This window comes from Actinomadura sp. NAK00032, assembly GCF_013364275.1.
In the GTDB taxonomy this organism is placed as follows: Bacteria; Actinomycetota; Actinomycetes; order Streptosporangiales; family Streptosporangiaceae; genus Spirillospora.
Map to the genome: position 1 here is coordinate 7,872,617 of NZ_CP054932.1, position 14,280 is coordinate 7,886,896.

13 protein-coding genes, 1 pseudogene and 1 riboswitch are annotated in these 14,280 nt (G+C 73.1%); of the genes and pseudogenes, 2 read left to right on the forward strand and 12 right to left on the reverse strand.

Annotated elements, in window-relative coordinates:
* Nucleotides 1-35: 35 nt before the first annotated feature.
* Complete coding sequence (locus tag HUT06_RS36135; protein WP_176199815.1) at nt 36-572, reverse strand: hypothetical protein; 537 nt, start codon at nt 570-572, stop codon at nt 36-38.
* A gap of 355 nt (nt 573-927) precedes the next feature.
* Between HUT06_RS36135 and HUT06_RS36140 the strand changes: the two genes are divergently transcribed.
* The gene (locus tag HUT06_RS36140; protein ID WP_176199816.1) at nt 928-1,248 is read left to right on the forward strand and encodes a hypothetical protein; all 321 of its coding nucleotides are present in this window, start codon (nt 928-930) and stop codon (nt 1,246-1,248) included.
* A gap of 75 nt (nt 1,249-1,323) precedes the next feature.
* On the opposite strand, the gene HUT06_RS36145 is transcribed toward HUT06_RS36140, so the two are convergent.
* Complete coding sequence (locus HUT06_RS36145) at nt 1,324-2,112, reverse strand: metalloregulator ArsR/SmtB family transcription factor (protein ID WP_176199817.1); 789 nt, start codon at nt 2,110-2,112, stop codon at nt 1,324-1,326.
* Nucleotides 2,113-2,479: 367 nt separating this feature from the next.
* Nucleotides 2,480-2,622, forward strand: a riboswitch (cyclic di-AMP (ydaO/yuaA leader).
* 8 nt (nt 2,623-2,630) lie between these two features.
* Between HUT06_RS36145 and HUT06_RS36150 the strand changes: the two genes are divergently transcribed.
* Complete coding sequence (locus HUT06_RS36150; protein ID WP_176199818.1) at nt 2,631-3,368, forward strand: C40 family peptidase; 738 nt, start codon at nt 2,631-2,633, stop codon at nt 3,366-3,368.
* Here HUT06_RS36150 and HUT06_RS45715 read toward each other — a convergent pair.
* The 10 genes and pseudogenes from HUT06_RS45715 to HUT06_RS36190 all read right to left on the reverse strand — a co-directional run bounded on the left by HUT06_RS45715 (nt 3,355) and on the right by HUT06_RS36190 (nt 14,200).
* On the reverse strand, nt 3,355-3,684 hold the full coding sequence (locus tag HUT06_RS45715; RefSeq protein ID WP_368406998.1) for an SAM-dependent methyltransferase: 330 nt from the start codon (nt 3,682-3,684) through the stop codon (nt 3,355-3,357). The two genes, HUT06_RS36150 and HUT06_RS45715, sit on opposite strands and share 14 nt — an antisense overlap.
* Before the next feature lie 82 nt (nt 3,685-3,766).
* Nucleotides 3,767-4,162: pseudogene (locus HUT06_RS45720) on the reverse strand (SAM-dependent methyltransferase); the annotation flags it as partial.
* A 74-nt stretch (nt 4,163-4,236) separates the two neighbouring features.
* Nucleotides 4,237-5,241: an adenosyl-hopene transferase HpnH gene (hpnH, locus tag HUT06_RS36160; protein ID WP_176199819.1), complete on the reverse strand. Its 1,005-nt coding sequence runs from the start codon at nt 5,239-5,241 to the stop codon at nt 4,237-4,239.
* Entirely contained in the window at nt 5,238-6,776 is a 1,539-nt protein-coding gene (gene ispH, locus HUT06_RS36165; protein WP_176199820.1) for a 4-hydroxy-3-methylbut-2-enyl diphosphate reductase, read from the reverse strand. The genes hpnH and ispH overlap by 4 nt, the downstream gene beginning before the upstream one ends.
* Entirely contained in the window at nt 6,773-8,638 is a 1,866-nt protein-coding gene (gene shc / locus HUT06_RS36170) for a squalene--hopene cyclase (protein WP_176199821.1), read from the reverse strand. The genes ispH and shc overlap by 4 nt, the downstream gene beginning before the upstream one ends.
* An 82-nt stretch (nt 8,639-8,720) precedes the next feature.
* Nucleotides 8,721-9,731 carry a polyprenyl synthetase family protein gene (locus tag HUT06_RS36175; protein WP_176199822.1) on the reverse strand — a complete coding sequence of 337 codons (1,011 nt, stop codon included), beginning with the start codon at nt 9,729-9,731 and terminating at the stop codon, nt 8,721-8,723.
* Nucleotides 9,728-11,122: a hydroxysqualene dehydroxylase HpnE gene (gene hpnE / locus HUT06_RS36180; protein ID WP_176199823.1), complete on the reverse strand. Its 1,395-nt coding sequence runs from the start codon at nt 11,120-11,122 to the stop codon at nt 9,728-9,730. Before hpnE ends, HUT06_RS36175 begins: the two co-directional genes overlap by 4 nt.
* Complete coding sequence (hpnD, locus tag HUT06_RS44115; protein ID WP_217711598.1) at nt 11,119-11,979, reverse strand: presqualene diphosphate synthase HpnD; 861 nt, start codon at nt 11,977-11,979, stop codon at nt 11,119-11,121. Before hpnD ends, hpnE begins: the two co-directional genes overlap by 4 nt.
* A 4-nt stretch (nt 11,980-11,983) precedes the next feature.
* Nucleotides 11,984-12,841, reverse strand: a complete 858-nt coding sequence (gene hpnC, locus HUT06_RS44120) for a squalene synthase HpnC (protein WP_217711599.1) — start codon at nt 12,839-12,841, stop codon at nt 11,984-11,986.
* Between the two features lie 432 nt (nt 12,842-13,273).
* Nucleotides 13,274-14,200, reverse strand: a complete 927-nt coding sequence (locus tag HUT06_RS36190) for a helix-turn-helix transcriptional regulator (RefSeq protein ID WP_254715565.1) — start codon at nt 14,198-14,200, stop codon at nt 13,274-13,276.
* Between the last annotated feature and the right edge of the window lie 80 nt (nt 14,201-14,280).

Here is a 14,280-nt window from a genome sequence, read left to right on the forward strand (position 1 = left end):
CCACGGGGTCTCCGGAAGGCCGGCCCGCCGGTGCGTCAGCGGACGATCTGCCACATCCCCTCGCCGTTGCGGCGCAGGACGAACTCGGGCTGGAGCGCCGACTCCGCCAGGTGGCCGTCCGTCCAGCGCAGCCCGGAGAAGGGCAGCACCGCCTCGTCGCGCTCGGTGATCTTGCCGCCGGTGGCCAGGACCCGGCGCAGCGCGAGCCGTTCCCGGGGCCGCAGCAGATGGGGGGTGTCCTTCACCCCTTTGCGGCAGTCGCCTCTCAGCGCGGGGCCGTTCACGAAGTCGCCGTCCTCGACCACGTACCGGCACACGGACGTGTCGCCCGCCGCCTGCCCCCGCAGGAACGCCTGCAGCGCGGCGCGGGCGCCGCGGATGCCGGGCTCGGCGCCGGGATCGGTGTCGGGCGGCTCGGTCGTCTCCGCCGGGCTCGGCGGCACGGGCCGCGTCGCGGCCGGGGCGGCGCCGACCTCGCCGTCGTCGTCCGCACCGCCGCCGCAGGCCGCGGCGCCCAGCATCGCGGTCGCGATGAGAAGAAGGCCGCGGACGGCCGCTTTCCGATGTGTCATCGAATGCTCCCTGAACCCGGGATCCGCCGGGTGATCATACTCTGACATATCGCAATTAGGCCATGGCGTCCAGAATGGTCTGCTGATCATCTGCGATGACCGCGCCGCACATCGTGAGCCGCCGTACCGGGGCCCAACGAGCAGAAGTGCGGACTTACTCCCCGGCGCTTTCCGTCCACCGGTTTCAGCCCCGCCCCCGGTTTCGGTCCACCCGTTTTCCGCCCCGCCCTGACTTCCGTCCCCGCCCTGACTTCCGTCCCCGCCCGGTTTCCGTCCCCCCGGCTTCCGTCCCTGGTCGGTCCCCTGGTGATCGAGTAGCTCGGCCCCGGCCCCATCGGCCGCTTAGGATGCGAGCATGTCGACTGCTGATCACTCCGGTTCGGGCCGGGTCGTGTCCTGGGTGGTGGTCGGCATGACCTCCTGGTGGCTCGCCTTCCCGCTGGCTCTCGGAGTCGGGTTCGCGCTGGTCGACGGAGCCTCGGGCAACGTCGTCGGGAGGTCGGCCGCCGTGGCGCTGTTCTGGGCCGGGTTGGGGGGCGCCGCGCTCGCGCCGGTCGCCGGTCTCGTCGCGGCGGCGGTCGGACGACGGCGCAAGGCGGGCGCCTACTTCGCCGCGATGGCCGCGGTGACCCTCTGTTGCGTCCTGTTCATTCTCTACGCGCTCTCCCAGGCATAGGACGCCCTGCCCGACGGCAAAGGCCCGCGACCCGATTCGCCCGGTCGCGGGCCCTCTCCCATGCGGCGCGTCCCGCTACGCGGGCAGGGGGGCGCCGGTCTCCAGCAGCGACTTCAGGCTCGCCGCGATCGCGGGCCAGCCCTGGCCGATCATGCCGCGCAGGGCGCCTCCGGCGTCGAGGCCGTCGTGGACGACGGTGAGCTTCACCATCTCGCCGAGCGGCTCGATCTCGAAGGTCACCCTGGAGCGGGACTCGGCCTGCAGCTCGGCCAGCACGTCCTCGCCCACTCCGGCGCCCTCCGCCCATTCCGGGGTGAAGGTGTGCCAGGTGTAGGACAGCCGGCGGCCGGGCTCGCACTCCAGGACGACCTGCTCGGGGTCGCCGGTGCGCCGGCCGCCCTCCTCCCAGGTCATCTCCGAGCCCGGTTTCCAGTCGGTCTCGAAGCCGACGCCCCAGTAGCGGCGCGTGAAGGCCGGGTCGGTCAGGGCCTCCCAGAGCCGTTCGGGCGTGGACTTGATGTAGGTCGTGTACACGAAAGCGTCGTTGCCGTCCATCGGCTGCTGCTCCAATGCCGTTCTGAGATCGGTGAGCGCGTTGGCGCGCTCCTGGTCGTAGCGCCTGATCCAGCGCTCGGCGATGGCGTTGATCGGCGCGGCGTTGAGGTAGTGGAGCTTCTCCCGGCCGCGCCGCGCCGCCACCACCAGCTGGGCGGCCTCCAGCACGGACAGGTGCTTGCTGACCGCCTGCCGGCTGGTGCCGAGGCCCGAGCACAGCTCGCGCAGGCTCTGCCCGTTGCGCTCGTTCAGCCGGTCCAGCAGCTTGCGCCGGGTGGGATCGGCCAGCGCCCGGAAGACCTCGTCCATGCTCGGCGACTCCTCGTTCCCGGTCGACTCGGCACCAGGATAGGCAACCATCTGGTTGCACTTCAAGGGCTGCGCTCGACCTGTCGAGGACAGCGTCCCGCGGCGGCCGCCCCGGACGCGCGCATTGCCTTGCCGCAACCGCCTTCGGGGCGCTGAGCTGGGAGTTTGATTTTGCTGGAGTTTGCCTTCGCTTGGTGATACGAGTAGCTTGGCCCCCGCCAAGGCGCTCACCAGGCGTTCTTGTCCCACCTGGCACCGAGCCGGTGGGGGCGGCGCGCCCCACGCGTCGTCCGGCGGCACCTCCCATGCACGCCGCCCGCGCCCTTGAACGGGCCCTACAACAGCAGCGCCGCTCTCTACATTCTCGTAGCGGCACCCGCCGAGTCCGCCGCAGCGCGGAGCCGGGGACCCACCCTCGCACTGGGGTGAATCGGCCTGTCCGCAGGCCGTAGGGCGACTTCCACGCCCGAACCCGTCAGCTAACCCGGTAGGCGGCCAATGGAAGCAAGGAGTCCCCCTTGACAGGCAAGCACAGCACGGGCAATCACAACGCGGGCGATCACGGCCCGGGAAACAACAGCACGGGAAAGCACAGCACGGGCAGGAACAAGAAGAAGTCGGGGCTTTTCGGGCTGAGCCCGCGCGCCAACGGCGCGATCCTCGGCCTGGCCGCGATCGGCGTGGCCGCCACGACCCTCCAGGCGACGGCCGGTTCGTCCGAGTCGGGCACGTCCGTCGCCTCCGTCCAGAGCATCCCCAAGCAGCGCGCCGCCGACCCGGAGCCGGGCAAGGACCCGGAGAAGGGCTCCGCGACGTCCGCCAAGACGGACACCACCGACGAGCGGTCGAAGGTCATCGCGCGGGCCAAGACCTGGAACCCGCACAGCGGCGACCGCGTGCCCTACAGCCAGACCGACTACCACAAGGGCTACCGCACCGACTGCTCCGGCTTCGTGGCGATGACCCTCGGGCTGGCGAAGCCGGGGCCGAACACCGTCGGCCTGACGTCCTCGCGCTTCACCGAGCGCATCAAGATGTCGGAGCTCAAGAAGGGCGACCTCGTGATGGACGCCGAGGGCACCAACACGACGCGCCATGTCGTCATCTTCGAGAAGTGGGCCAACAAGGCCCACACGTCCTACTGGGCGTTCGAGCAGCGCGGCCGGTACGGCACCGACTACCGGACGCGCGACTACGGGCTCGACTCGGGCAGCGAGTACAAGGCCTACCGGCCGAAGAAGCTCAGCGACGCTTGATGGCGACGCCGGCCATCCCGAGCTGCTCCCCTGGAGCGAGGTGGTCCGGGTCGACCGGGCCTTCGGGACGCCACAGGGCCGTGTAGGTCACGCCGGGTTCGACCAGTTCGAAGTCACCGAACTGGGCCTCGATCTCGGCGGGCGTGCGCGCCCAGCCCTCTTCCAGGTTCTCTCGTGTGATGCGGGCCAGCTCCTGTTGCTGGGGCAGGCCCGTGTCCACGAGGGACGTCATGAACAGGTGGCTGCCCGGAGCCAGGACGTCGCGGTAGGCGGCGACGACGCCGTCCACTACGTCCGGCGACAGGTAGTGCAGCATCCCGACCATCATGACGGACGGCCGGGCGGGAGAAGTCGATGAAGCCGTCGACGGCGGGGTCCGACAGGACGGCCGCCGGGTCGCGGACGTCGCCGACCATCACCCGCGTGACGTCGTCGTTCGCCAGGATCGCCCGCCCGTGGACGGAGACCAGCGGGTCGATGTCGACGTAGACGACGCGGGCGTCCGGGTTCTCGCGCTGGGCGACCTCGTGGGTGTTCTCGAGCGTGGGCAGTCCGCTGCCGAGGTCGAGGAACTGGTCCATGCCGACCTCTCCGGCCAGGTAGCGGACGCCCCGGACGAGCACCTTGCGGTTCTCGACCGCGGATTCGCGCAGGCCGGGGATCAGCGCGGCCGTCTGGTCGGCCAGCGCGCGGTCGGCGGCGAAGTTGTCCTTGCCACCGAGGAGCGCGTCGTACGCGCGCGCGATGGTGGGCTTGTCGAAGTCCAGCTCGGCCGGAGGCCACTCGTCCGCCATGGCCGCAATGGTAGATCGTTACGCCCGGAGAGTTGGGGCCAATCCCCACTCTCCGGGCGTTTCACTCAGGTCGGTCAGGTGTCGCGCATCGCCCTGATCGACTCCTTCAGCGAACCGACCGTCGCCATCACCGCCGTCGGCTCGTAGCCGCAGTGGGCCATGCAGTTCGCGCAGCGCGGGTCGCGTCCCCGGCCGTAGGAGTCCCAGTCGGTCTCGTCCAGCAGCTCCTTGTAGCTCTGCGCGTAGCCGTCCGACATCAGGTAGCAGGGGCGCTGCCACCCGAACAGCGAGTAGGACGGGATCGCCCAGGCCGTGCACGGGAAGTCGACCTTGCCCTCCAGGAAGTCCAGGAACAGCGGCGAGTGGTTGAGCCGCCAGCGCTTGCGGTTGCCGTCCGCGAACGCCTTGCGGAACAGCTCGCGGGTCTCCTGGACGCCCAGGAAGTGCTCCTGGTCGGGCGCCTTGTCGTAGGCGTACCCCGGCGAGATCATCATCTCGTCGACCTTGAGGTCGTCGTTGAGGTAGTTCATCACCTCGATGACGGTCTGCGGGGTGTCGGTGTTGAAGAACGTCGTGTTCGTCGTGACGCGGAACCCGCGCCGCTTGCACTCCTTGATGGCGGCCACAGCGTCCTCGAAGACGCCGTCCTTGCAGACCGACGCGTCGTGCCGCTCCTGCAAGCCGTCGATGTGCACGGCCCACGCGAAGTACGGCGACGGCTTGAACTTGTCGAGCTTGCGCGGGATCAGCAGCGCGTTGGTGCACAGGAAGACGAACTTCTTGCGCTTCACGAGCTCGCCGACCAGCTCGTCGATCTGCGGGTGCATGAGCGGCTCGCCGCCCGCGATGGACACCATCGGCGCCCCGCACTCCTCGATGGCGGCGACGGCCTGCTCGACCGGCATCCGCCGCTTGAGCGTGTCGGCGGGATGCTGGATCTTCCCGCAGCCGGCGCAGGCGAGGTTGCAGGCGAACAACGGTTCCAGCTCCACGATCAGCGGGAACTTGTCCCTGCCGCGCAGCTTGTTGCGGAGGATGTAGCCCCCGATGCGAAGACTCTGGCGAAGCGGCATGCTCATTGTGTCCGGACCTCCTTTGGCAGGGTGAACTCGGTCGTCTCCACCGTGACCGTGCGCTCCTCGACGCCGACCGGCCCAAGGCCGCGCAGCGCGTCGACCACCGCGTCCAGGACGGACGGCGGCGCCGACGCCCCGGCGGTCAGGCCGATGGCACGGGCGCCTCGGAGCCGCTCCAGCGGGATGTCGGCGGGCCCGTCGACCAGGACCGCCGGCGTGCCGTGCGCCTCGGCGACCTCCACGAGGCGGAGCGAGTTGGACGAGTTGGCCGACCCGACGACGAGGACGAGGTCGCTGTCGCGGGCGACGCCGGCGACGGCCCGCTGCCGGTTGGTGGTGGCGTAGCAGATGTCGTCGGTGTGCGGGCCGACCGCGTCCGGGAACCGGCCGGTGATGGCGGCCGCCACCTCGCCGGCCTCGTCGGCGGCGAGGGTGGTCTGGGTGAGGTAGGCGACGGGCCGGTCCGCGGGCAGCGACCGGGCGTCCGCCGGCGTCTCGACCAGGACCGTCGAGGACGGCACCTCGCCGAGCGTGCCCTCGACCTCCTCGTGCCCGGCGTGCCCGATCAGCGCGACCAGGTGGCCGGACGCGGCGAACCGGCGGGCCTCCGCGTGCACCTTCGCCACCAGCGGGCAGGTCGCGTCGACGACCCGCAGCCCGAGCCGCCCGGCCTCGTCCCGGACGGCGGGCGCGACGCCGTGCGCGGAGAACACCGTGACCGCGCCGGGCGGGACCTCGTCCAGCTCGTCGACGAACACGGCGCCGCGCGCGCTCAGCTCGTCCACGACGTGGGTGTTGTGGACGATCTGCTTGCGCACGTAGACGGGCGGGCCGTGCATGTCGAGCGCCCGCTCCACGATCTCGATGGCCCGTTCCACACCGGCGCAGAACGAGCGCGGACCGGCGAGCAGCAGCCGGCGCGGACCGGCCGCGGCGGCCCATGCGCGCAGCGCGGGGGCCACGGCCCGGAGCCGGCGCAGCGCGGCGGTCCCGCCGGTGAGCGTGGCCGGGCCGACCAGCGGGCGGCCCGGCGTGTCGACGATCGCGCGGACCACCGCGAAGGGCCGGTCGCCCGCCGCCTCGGCCAGCGCCGCCGACTCCATGTCGGCGACGAGCGCCCCGTCGGCCGCGAGGTCGGCGCGCTCGGCGCCGGTCGCGATGTGGTCGAGGGTGACGAGCGGCCCGCGGTGGACGGTCGCGCCGGTCGTCCGCTCCAGCAGCCCGGCGAGCGGCTCCGCCGTCGGGCACGGCACCGGCGCCGTCCCGGACGGGCCCCTGACCTCGGTGGCCACAAACAGGTCGCCGGGGCGGAGCCGGTCGTCGAGGGCGCCGCCGCAGCCGACGACGGCGAGCGCGTCGTGCTCCGGCAGCCCCCGGGCGGCGGCCCGCGCCTTGGCGGGCCCCATCCCCGTCCGGACCACGCGCAGGCCGTCGTCCCCTTCGCCGTCGCTCCCTCCGCCGTTGTCCCCTCCGCCGTTGTCCCCCTTGAGCGCGCGCGCCTCGATGCCCAGCGCCGCGCACACGAGGAGCCGTGTCATGAGGAGCCGTCCAGGTACCGGCCGAGTGCGCTGATCGGGAACACCAGCCGGTACAGGTGGTAGTTGATGTAGAAGTCGCCGGGGAATCCGGTGCCGGTGAAGTTGTCCTCGTCCCAGTTGCCGTCCGGCCGCTGGTTCTCCACCAGCCACCGGACGCCGGCGTCCACCGCCGCGGAGCGCTCGCCGGCGGCGAGCAGTGCCAGCAGCGCCCACGCCGTCTGCGACGGGGTCGACTCGCCGCGCCCGATCCAGGACGGGTCGTCGTAGGAGCGCAGGTCCTCGCCCCAGCCGCCGTCCTCGTTCTGGTGCTGCTCCAGCCAGGCCACCGCCCGGCGGATCGCGGGCTTCTCCGGGCGGACGCCGGCGGCGATGAGCGCGGGCACCACGCCGCCCGTCCCGTAGACGTGGTTGGCGCCCCAGCGCCCGAACCAGGAGCCGTCCTCCTCCTGGGCCTTCAGCAGCCACACCACCGCGCGCTTCGCCACGGCCGTCTCGGCGAGGCCCTCCTTGGCGAGCGCCTCGACGACATGGGCGGTGACGTCGGCGGACGGCGGGTCGATGACGGCGCCGAAGTCGCAGAACGGCAGCTTCGTGCACAGCTCGCGGGTGTTGTCGGCGTCGAACGCGCCGTAGCCGCCGTCCCGCGACGCCATGCCGTTCAGCCACCGGACGGCCCGCTCGATCGGCGCGTCCGCCTCCGGCAGCGACGTGCGGCGCAGCGCGAGGATCGCCTCGGCGGTGTCGTCGGTGTCGGGGTAGACGTCGTTGTCGAACTCGAACGCCCACCCGCCCGGCGGCAGGCCCGGCCGGCGCACCGACCAGTCCCCCGGCCCGCGGACCTCCTCGCCGAGCACCCAGTGCGCCGCGCGCACCAGCGCCGGGTCGTCGGGCGCGGCGCCGGCGTCGCCGAGCGCGTTCATCGCGAGAACGGTGTCCCAGACCGGCGACTGGCACGCCTCCAGCCGGCGGCCCTTCTCGTCCCGGATCGTGAAGCGTTCCAGGCCGTCCAGGCCCCGCTTGATGACCGGGTGGTCGAGGTCGTAGCCGAGGACGTTCAGCGCCATCAGCGAGTAGACCCAGGGCGGCTGGATCCCGCCCCAGCAGCCGTCGGCCTCCTGCCGGGCGATGATCCAGTCGGCGGCGCGGCGCATCGCGGCGGTGCGCAGCGGCCGCACCGGCCGCTTCTCGTAGACGTGCAGGACGCGGTCGAGCGCGTTGAACGCCCGGCCCCACCCCTTCTCCTTCTTGGCGGGCATGGTCCCGGCGCGCAGCTCGGCGAGGTCGAGCGGCAGGTCCCGGACGGGCCGCAGCGACCCGAGGATCGTCAGCGGGACGATCGTCTGCCGTGCCCAGCACGCCCAGTCGTAGACGTTCAGCGGGACCCGGCTCGGCAGGAACATCAGCTCCGGCGGCATGACCGGCAGGTCGTCCCACGACCACTGGCCGAACAGCGCCAGCCAGATCCGGGTGAAAACGCGGCTGCCCTCGATGCCGCCCGCGTCCCGGGCGAACTTGGCGGCGCGGCGCATGTGGTCGGCGTCGACGGGATCGCCGGCGAGCCGCAGCGCGATGTACGCCTCGATCGTGGTGGACAGGTCGGCGGGCCCGCCGTGGAAGTTCGCCCACGTGCCGTCCTCGCGCTGCTGCGCACGGATCCAGCGCGCCGCGTCCTTCGTCTCCGCCTCGGAGCGGATGCCGAGGAACTGGCGGAGCAGCAGGTCCTCGGCGTCCATGGTGACGTTCGTCTCCAGCTCGGCCTTCCACCAGCCCTCGGGCGACTGCAGGCCGAGCAGGTGGCCGCGGGCCGCGTCGACGGCCGCGGCCGCCGCGCCGGTGAGCCCCGGGGCTTCCGTCGTGGTCATTTCGGCGATCTCCTTCTCGCGCGGGTGGCCGTCCGCGCCGGGACGGCCGGGCTGTGGCCCCGTCGGGTCGCTCCCGGCGGGCTCAGTGGTCCCGGGAGGTGACGAACAGGGCGATGTCGCGGAACTCGGCGGCGGCGAGCCCGTCCACCCCGGACTCGTCGAGGTGCCGCTCGGCGGCGGCGATGCGCCGGTCGGCCTCGGCGGACGCCCAGTCCCGGCCGCCGGCGGCCTCGACCAGCCGCGCCATCTCGCGCAGGGCGTCCTCGGACGGCTCGTCCGGCTTCCCGTACAGCTCGGCGAGCCGGGCGGACTCCGGCGTCCCGGCGTTCAGCGCGTACACCACCGGCAGCGACTTCTTGCGCGCCCGCAGGTCCGACAGGACGGGCTTGCCGGTCGTCTCCGGGCTGCCCCAGATGCCGAGCAGGTCGTCCACGAGCTGGAACGCCAGGCCCATCTCGGCGCCGAACCCGGTCAGCCCGGTGACGAGCGGCGTCGGCCCCTCGCCGAGCATCGCGCCGATCGAGCAGGCGCAGGCCAGCAGCGCGCCCGTCTTGTCGGCGGCCATCGCGACCACCTCGTCGAGCGCGACGTCGGCGCGCTGCTCGAAGCCGAGGTCGAACGCCTGCCCGGAGATGAGCCGCTGCGTGGCGGCGGTCAGGGCGCGCGCCGCCCAGTGCGCGCCCCGCGTCTGCTGGTCGAGCAGCAGCTCCTCCGACAGCGCGAGCAGCGCGTCCCCGCCGAGGATGGCGGCGGACGGGCCGAACACCGTCCACGCGGCGGGCCGGTGCCGGCGGGTCCGGTCGCCGTCCATGATGTCGTCGTGCAGCAGCGAGAAGGCGTGCACGAACTCCACGGCGACCGCGCCGGGCAGCGCCGTCTCGGGGGGTGCCCCGGCGGCCCGCGCGGACAGCAGCGCCAGCGCGGGGCGCAGCGCCTTGCCGCCCGCCGCGGCCGGGCGGCCGTGCTCGTCGGTCCAGCCGAGGTGGTAGGCGACGACGCGGCGGGTCCAGGGGTCGAGCCGTTCCGCGGCGGCGCGCATCGCGTCGTCGACGAGCGCCCGCCCGCCGGTGATCGAGGTCGGGACGGTGGTCATCGGCCGCTCACCCCGTCGCTGCGCACCCGGTTCAGGTGCCGCCGGACGAGGCGGGCGGCGGTGAGGCCGCTTCGCACGGCTCCCTCCATCGTGTCGGGCCAGCCCGTGTCCGTCCACGCGCCGGCGAGGAAGAGCCACGGCAGCCGGGTCGCGGACGCGGGACGCAGCGCGCCGGTGCCGGGGCTCTGACGGAATGTGGCGTGCCGTTCCCGCGTCACGAAGAAGTCGGTGACGCGGGCCCGGCGGGCGGCCGGGAACAGCCGCTCCAGCTCGGCGAGGTACACCGCGCGGATCTCGGCGGTGGGGATGTCGATCCAGCGGTCGGCGGCCGAGACCGACACCGCGAGGTACTCGCCGCCGCCGGTCAGGCCGCTGATCGCGGTGCGGTCGAACACCCACTGCACGGGCGAGCCGACCGCCGCGACGAACGGCGCGTCCCGGCCGCCGGCGCGCGGCACGCCCCCGCCGGCGCGCAGCACGGGCCGGTCGTAGACGACGTGGACGTTGACGATGGGGCTGGAGCCGAGGCCGTCCCACTCCGCCCGTTCCGGGGACGCCTCCGCCGGGACGAGCGACGACGCCACCCGGTGCGGCACCGCCATGACGACGGCGTCCGCGCTCACCGGGGAGCCGTCCACCACCAGCTTCGGCCCGGCGTCGACGGCCGTGACCTTGGCGCCCAGCTCGATCCGGCCGCCGCCCCGCTCGATCTTCGCCGCCGGGATCGTGCCGTGCAGGTCGCCCAGCGGGACGGTCGGGACCCCGATGTCGGCGGCGTCGGAGCGGCCGAGCAGCCCGGTCTTGCACACCATCGCGGCGGAGCCGAGCGCGGCCTCGTCCAGCCGGATGTTGAGCGCGGCGGTGACGAACAGGTCCCAGAGCGCGTCGCGGGCCTGGGGCCGCTGGCCGTGGCGGGCGAGCCAGGCGCCCATGGTGACGCGGTCGTGCGCCGGGTCGTCCGGGTCGAGCCGGTCGAGCGCGAGCGAGGCCCGGACGGCGCGGAGCCGGTCGGCGGGCGGCAGCAGCCGGTACCCGGCGAGCGCGGGCACCAGGTGCAGCGGCCCCGGCGCCTTGGCGCGGCGCAGCCGCCCGCCCGCGCCGCCGGGGGTGAGGACCGGGATGTCGAGCCGGTCCTGGACGCGGACGCGGTCGGTCGCGCCGAGCCGGCCGAGCAGCCCCTGGTACGCCGAGCAGCACTTCAGGAAGATGTGCTGCCCGTTGTCGACCGTCAGCCCGCCGCGCGTGAAGGAGTGCGTGGCGCCGCCCAGCCTCGGGCGCGCCTCATAGATGGTCGTCCTTATACCGGTCTCTTGGAGCGCCAGCGCGGTCGTGATCCCGGCGAGGCCGCCGCCGACGATGGCGACCTCCCCCTGCCCCCCGGCCGTGCTCATCGGTGCACTCCCGACATCGCCATCGCCGACACGGCGGCCTTCTCCCAGGTCGGCAGCGAGGTGCGGGTGTCGAGCGCGGTCAGCGGATCGGCCTTGATGCGGCGCAGCAGGTGCCGGTAGATGCCCGCCATCGCCCCGGCGCACGCGGAGCTGCGCCGGTCCAGCATCGGCAGCAGTTGCAGCCCGGTCGCGTACCACTCCTCCGCGCGGTTCGCCTCGAACCGGATGAGGCCCGCCAGCCGCTCCGGGTCGTCGGTCAACCGGCCCGCCCCGTCCCGCTCCAGCGTGCAGCCGAACCGGACGAGGTCCTTGGCGGGCAGGTAGACGCGGCCGCTCAACCCGTCCTCGCGGACGTCCCGCAGGATGTTCGTCAGCTGCAGCGCGACGCCGAGCGCGTCGGCGCGCGGCACCGCCGTGTCCGGATCGGACGTGCCGAACACGCCGAGCGACAGCCGGCCGATGGCCCCCGCGACGCACCGGCAGTACCAGAGCAGGTCGTCGAAGGTGTCATAGGTCTCGCCGCGGACGTCGGCCTCGCAGCCGTCGATCAGCTCCCCGAACGCCTCCAGCGGGATCGGGTGGTGGCGCGCGGCGTCCGACAGCGCGACCAGCACCGGGTCGGACGGGTGCGCGGCGGCGTCGGCGAGGCGCTCGCGCTCCTCGGTGAGCCGCGCCAGCCGCGCGGCGGGCGGCGCGTCGTGGTCGTCGCCGATGTCGTCGATGCGGCGGGCGAACGCGTACACGGCGCTCAGCGCGCGGCGCTTCGGCGGGGGAAGCAGCCGGATCCCGTACGAGAAGTTGCGCGCCTGGGTGCGCACGATGTTCTCGCAGTGCCGATAGGCGCTCGGTGCGTCCATCTGCCTATCTCCTTCCCAATGTCCGCGACCACTCGGCCAGCAGTCGCGCCTTCCTCGGCCGTGAGGCGCTCCCCAGCACGTCGTAGGCGCCGCGCTCCAGCGCGGCGAGGGCGGCGAGACCGCCCGCGACGTATCCGGCGACGGCGACGCGCGCGAACCCGCGGAGCCGGCCGGTGAGGGCGGCGCCCTCGTCCAGCAGGCCCGCCGCGCGCCCGGCCTGGAGGGCGACGACGCCGCGCAGCCGGGTGGGCGTGACCGCGGCGGTGAGGTCGTCCTCGGTGCAGCCGAACCGCCGGAGGTCGTCCCCCGGCAGGTAGATCCGGCCGTTGCGGTGGTCCTCGCCGACGTCCTGGCAGTGCTCGATGACCTGCAGCGCGGTGCAGACCTTGTCCGACAGCCGGATCCGGTCCGGGGTGGCGGCGCCGAACACGTGCAGGACGATGCGCCCGACGGGGTCGGCGGAGTAGGCGCAGTAGCCGAGCAGGTCGTCGAACGTCGCGTACCGGGTGACCTCCTGGTCGCGGCGGTTGGCCTCCAGGAGGCGGCGGAACGGCTCCGCGGGGATCCGGCACGCGGTGATGGTGCGGGACAGGTCGCGCAGCACGGGCAGCTCCGCCCGCCCGCCCGCGTAGACGCGGTCGAGGTCGCGTTCGACGAGGTCGAGCAGCCCGGCGCGGTCGCCCGGCGGCGCCTCGTCCCCGATGTCGTCGACCAGCCGGGCGTAGCCGTACACGTTCAGCAGATGCTCGCGGTGGCGCGCGGGGAGCAGCCGGGTGGCGACCGGGAAGTTCTCCCGGGATTGGAGTTCGAGCCGGGTGCGGCGTTCCTCGGTCTCGTTCCACAAACGCTCGCTGACGGACATGGCGTTCCTTCGGGGCGGCGGCGGCGCGGGGCGTTCATCGATGCCCGATATCCGGGCGATGGCCCGGTAAACATGGACCATCGTGAGGCCCCTGTGACGTACGTCCCCGAACCGCCCCGGGCGACCCGCGAATATGCGGGATTCGTGAAGAGGGGCCGGAAGTGGTCACCCGGGAATATATGCGCGCCCGACCGGGAGATCACCCCTGGTCAGCGCTTTTTCCCATTCCGTTATGTTGGACTTGAGTTGAGTCATGCGTCTATCCCGGAGACTCAACTCGGGATGTTCATGTTCGCGTAACTTCATGACAGCGCGAGCCCATGGCGGCCGGTTCAATGCGCGCGCCCGCGCGCGCCACGGCGCCGGAGACCCCGCCGAGCCGGTGCGGCCCCGGCCGGAATCGGGGCCATCGGGGTCATCGGGCTAATCGGGTCAGAAGGTGGTGAGCAGCTCGGCGAGCCGCCACGGCGTCCGCTCGGGCGGCGCCGCCTCGGTCACCAGCGTGTTGAAGTCGTGCCAGTGCTGCTCGATCTCCGCGCGCCGCGTCGGGTACAGGGCGCGGTCGGCGCGTTCGAGGTAGACCATGTCCTGCAGGCCCTGCTGCGGGAACCGGACGAGGGTGAGCGGCCCTTCGCCCTTGATCCGGCCGCTGATGCCGAGCGGCGCGATCTGCACGGTGACGTTCGGCCGCCGGCACAGCTCGATGATGTGCCGGATCTGGCCGCGCATGATCTCCCGGCCGCCGATCGGGCGCCACAGCGCTTGCTCGTCGAGGACGATCCACAGGTTCAGCGGCCGCGGGCGGCGGCGCAGCACGCGCTGCCGCCGCATCCGGAACTCCACCCGCCGCTCGACCTCGTCTTCAGGGGCCTCGCGGCCGAACAGCGCGCGGGCGTACTCCTCGGTCTGGAGCAGGCCGGGCACGTACTGGGCCTCGAAGGTGCGCACCAGCTTGGCGGCCTGCTCGGCGCTCAGGTACGGCCGCACCCAGGGCGGGAGGATGTCGGCGTCGTCCTGCCACCAGGCGCGCGCCGTCGTCTGCTCGGCGAGGGCGAGCAGGGTCGTGCGCTCGTCCTCCTCGGCGCCGTAGCCGGCCAGCAGCCGGGCGACCTCGCGCGGCCTGCTGCCGGTCTTGCCCACCTCCAGGCGGGCGATCTTCGATTCGGACGCGTGCAGCAGCCGGCCCGCCTCCCGCCGCGAGAGCCCGGACCGGTCGCGCAGCTCGCGCAGCCGCTTGCCGAGCAGCATCCGGGGGACGAGCGGGTCCCCGCAGGGCCGTGCCGCCCGCGCACGCGCCGACTGCCTGCCGGTATTGGTGACGCCCTTGCTCATGATGTCGCTGCTCGTGAAGGAGGCCAACGGGACTCCCATCGGGGGGATCGGCTTGACGACCGCCCTCACTATAGCTTCACGCAGCGCGGCAGGAAGGAGACGGTGTG

Excerpts from the sequence above, each read along its gene's own strand:
- HUT06_RS36135 (WP_176199815.1), bottom strand. The coding sequence starts at position 572 with ATGACACATCGGAAAGCGGCCGTCCGCGGCCTTCTTCTCATCGCGACC.
- HUT06_RS36140 (WP_176199816.1), top strand. The coding sequence starts at position 928 with ATGTCGACTGCTGATCACTCCGGTTCGGGCCGGGTCGTGTCCTGGGTG.
- HUT06_RS36145 (WP_176199817.1), bottom strand. The coding sequence starts at position 2,112 with ATGGACGAGGTCTTCCGGGCGCTGGCCGATCCCACCCGGCGCAAGCTG.
- HUT06_RS45715 (WP_368406998.1), bottom strand. The coding sequence starts at position 3,684 with ATGCTGCACTACCTGTCGCCGGACGTAGTGGACGGCGTCGTCGCCGCC.
- hpnH (WP_176199819.1), bottom strand. The coding sequence starts at position 5,241 with ATGAGCATGCCGCTTCGCCAGAGTCTTCGCATCGGGGGCTACATCCTC.
- ispH (WP_176199820.1), bottom strand. The coding sequence starts at position 6,776 with ATGACACGGCTCCTCGTGTGCGCGGCGCTGGGCATCGAGGCGCGCGCG.
- shc (WP_176199821.1), bottom strand. The coding sequence starts at position 8,638 with ATGACCACGACGGAAGCCCCGGGGCTCACCGGCGCGGCGGCCGCGGCC.
- HUT06_RS36175 (WP_176199822.1), bottom strand. The coding sequence starts at position 9,731 with ATGACCACCGTCCCGACCTCGATCACCGGCGGGCGGGCGCTCGTCGAC.
- hpnE (WP_176199823.1), bottom strand. The coding sequence starts at position 11,122 with ATGAGCACGGCCGGGGGGCAGGGGGAGGTCGCCATCGTCGGCGGCGGC.
- hpnD (WP_217711598.1), bottom strand. The coding sequence starts at position 11,979 with ATGGACGCACCGAGCGCCTATCGGCACTGCGAGAACATCGTGCGCACC.
- hpnC (WP_217711599.1), bottom strand. The coding sequence starts at position 12,841 with ATGTCCGTCAGCGAGCGTTTGTGGAACGAGACCGAGGAACGCCGCACC.